Annotated in this window: 5 protein-coding genes; all 5 read left to right on the top strand. The window is 66.6% G+C overall.

From position 1 onward, the window contains the following. Nucleotides 1–327 (top strand): hypothetical protein (locus tag ACODS4_RS28050; RefSeq protein ID WP_488869161.1); only part of this gene is annotated, 327 nt, incomplete at its 5' end. Further along, nucleotides 324–776, top strand: a complete 453-nt coding sequence (locus ACODS4_RS28045; protein ID WP_488869159.1) for a hypothetical protein — start codon at nt 324–326, stop codon at nt 774–776. The genes ACODS4_RS28050 and ACODS4_RS28045, both read left to right, overlap by 4 nt. 12 nt (nt 777–788) lie before the next feature. Continuing rightward, nucleotides 789–1541, top strand: coding sequence for a hypothetical protein (locus tag ACODS4_RS28040; RefSeq protein WP_488869157.1), 753 nt, complete (start codon nt 789–791; stop codon nt 1539–1541). Nucleotides 1542–1618: 77 nt separating this feature from the next. Beyond that, on the top strand, nt 1619–2068 hold the full coding sequence (locus ACODS4_RS28035) for a hypothetical protein (protein WP_488869155.1): 450 nt from the start codon (nt 1619–1621) through the stop codon (nt 2066–2068). Continuing rightward, entirely contained in the window at nt 2065–2658 is a 594-nt protein-coding gene (locus ACODS4_RS28030; protein ID WP_488869153.1) for a hypothetical protein, read from the top strand. Before ACODS4_RS28035 ends, ACODS4_RS28030 begins: the two co-directional genes overlap by 4 nt. The last annotated feature ends 59 nt before the right edge of the window (nt 2659–2717 follow it).

Genomic DNA, 2717 nt, shown 5'->3' with positions numbered 1-2717 from the left:
TTCGATTGGGGCCGCGAAATCGTGCCGGAAATCCAGTCCAAGCTGGACCGCACGCCGGGCGGTGGCCGGATCGTCGCCTACCGCCGCCCGATGCGGGTGCAGACGCTGGCCTTTGAAGATCTGACCGAAGACGAGGCCGCCCAGTTTCAGGACTTGTCCGCCCGGCTTGATCTGGTCGGGCCGGTGGCGGTGATCCCGGAGCCGACAAAGACGCGGCACCTGTGGCGCGAAGCGTTCGTGGGGTTTCTGCGCGAGGCGGTCGCCCGGCGGCAGGTGCAACCCGGCATGTGGCGGGCGTCGCTCAAAATTGAGGAGATGGTGGGATGACGATCACATGGACCGACGCGGTCGCCAAACTGGCCGACCGCTACTGGAACAGCGAGCCGGTCAGCGACGTGAACCCCGGCGGCTTTGACGAGGCGACGGATGGCAGTCGGGCTGGTCATGAAGTGAACTTCCCGGCGGCGCTGGAAGCTGTCGGCGTCGCAGCCCAGCACGTCGGCGACACCGCGCAGGCGGTCGATGCGGCAGCCGCCACCGCCGTCGCGCAGATGACCGCCATCCAGGCCAGCGTCGCGGGGGCGCTCGACGTGAGCGTGCCTGTCTCGGAGACGGGCGCGCGCCTGGTCGCGGCGGTCGATGAGGCAAGCGCGCGGGCGGAGATCGGCGCGGCCTCCGTCGCTGACGTCCAGGCTGCACTGCCCGCCGGTCTCACCCACAGCCTCGACCAACTAAACCGGCTGGCCACGCTTAGCGTGGTCGGCAACAAGCTTTGATGAGGGCCAACCATGTCTGGATTTCTCAACACGCCTCTTTCATACCGACACTTCACGACCAGCTTGACCATCATCAATGGGACAGCCGCCAAAATCCTCGTGGACTGTCAGCCGCCCGGCGTCGCGGCGGCCATCCCCGGCGAAATTCCGCTGCCCGGCGAACTGATCGTTCGCCAGCAATTGCACTGGGGCGGGTGCCGCGCCTTTGGCGGGGGCATCGCCAGCACGGACGGCACCGCGCGGTCTGTGCTGATCTACATCGGCGATTGCCTGACAACGCAGGATGCCGCCACCACTGGCGTCCTGGCGCTGACGACCAGCGGCGTGACGCGCGCCGCTGGATCGTTTGTCACCGACGGTTGGCGGGTCGGAGACAGCCTGATGCTGTTTGGACCGCTGAGCGCAAACAACGTCGGATCGGCGACGCAGGCCAATGTTGGCCTGCTCGCGCAGGTCACGGCGGTCAGCGCGCTCGCGCTTACGGTCGCCGCCACGCCATTCACTGCTGACGCAGCTTTGCCGTCCGGCGCGCGCCTGTTCCGCGTCGCCTTGCGAACCCGTCGGGCGGTGGCGGCCAACGCGGGCTACGCCGACACCACGCCGCCGGTCCCGTTGATGGGCGGGACGCAAGACCCGGCCACCGCCGCGATGCCGGACACTGGATGGGAACTGGGCGTCTATGGCGCGCTGATCGTCGCGGTGACGGCGGCTGTTTCGGCTGCGCCTGCGCGCCTGGATTTCCTGGCCGAAGTGGGGCTGCGATGAGAGCGGCGCAGCTTACAGGCTTCCCTCGCTCGCCGCACCTAATCGGCCTTCCGGCTTCAAGTCGCGATGGCGCGTTGTTGTCCAGGGTCATTATGGATTTCTCGGCATTTGGCGTCGCCATCGGCGACCTTACGGCGGGTGGCGGGTTAGCGGCTGCATTCGACGGCCTCCCTCACGGCTGGTCAACCGGCGCGCGCAAGTCGCCATCGGCCTCGGGTATGGGCAATTGGATCGGTCGGGATCTCTTTGGCTCCGCTGTCATCACCTCCTTCGAGGCCGTCGCGCCCACCGACGATTATTTTCGTGGTGACAACTACTCGGGGGCGATGACTCTGTGGGCCTCTGACGTCCCACGACCCGGCGGCGTGTGCGTCTGGTCGGGCGTGTACCCCAGCGGCATGGCCGCGCAAGTCTCCGCGCAAATAGCCTCGGCGGTCGTTGGGCGCTACTGGTGGCTTGAAATGGAGGGCAACGGCAGTAACGGCGTTAACGCCACGCGCTGTGTTTTCAGGGGGTACTACGCATGAGCATGGAAATCAGGCTGCGCATGGGCATGCACCTGGAAATCAGGCTGCGCGACCGCACGCCGGTTGGCGCTCCTGTGTCGCTTCCGATCTGGCTCATCAATTTGCACCTGTCGCCCGCTGAACTGGCCGACCTGACAGAGCGCGGCTATCCTGACACCGGCTATGTGAGGGTGGTGGACGAGCCGCCGCCTGCGCCGCCACCCGGTCACGTCCTGGAACAGGACGGGTGGGTGATCGGCGCGACGACCGCCAGCCCGCGTTGGGCCTTTCGGGCTTTGACCGCCGCTGAACTGGCCGCGCTCCGGGCTGAACGGGTTGTGTTGATTAAGGCTGAGGCCAGTCGCCGGATCCTTGAGATAGCGCCAGCCTGGAAGCAAGCCAACCTCACGGCGAGGGCCGCTGAGTTGGCGCTGCTCTACCCCGGCACCAAGGGCGACGAACTGCCGGAACCCGAGCGGACGGAATACCTCGCGGGTCAAGCCCTGTGGTTGACGATCAAGGCAATCCGCGACGCGAGCGGGGTCATTGAGGGGTCGGTGTTGGTTGCGCCTGATCCGAGGTCGGTTGACCTTTCGGTGGGCTGGCCGTGAGCGGCGCGAAACTGTCAAACCATCTGGCGGATCACGTCAAACCATTTGGCGCGCTACAA

It is taken from the genome of Azospirillum sp. FG154, from assembly GCF_057809575.1.
The sequence above is the reverse complement of the archived record's forward strand: the minus strand, read 5'-3'. Positions and strand labels throughout refer to the sequence as shown.

Bases quoted from the DNA above. Each gene is read 5' to 3' on its own strand.
- ACODS4_RS28030 (WP_488869153.1), top strand. From the start codon at position 2,065: ATGAGCATGGAAATCAGGCTGCGCATGGGCATGCACCTGGAAATCAGG.
- ACODS4_RS28040 (WP_488869157.1), top strand. From the start codon at position 789: ATGTCTGGATTTCTCAACACGCCTCTTTCATACCGACACTTCACGACC.
- ACODS4_RS28045 (WP_488869159.1), top strand. From the start codon at position 324: ATGACGATCACATGGACCGACGCGGTCGCCAAACTGGCCGACCGCTAC.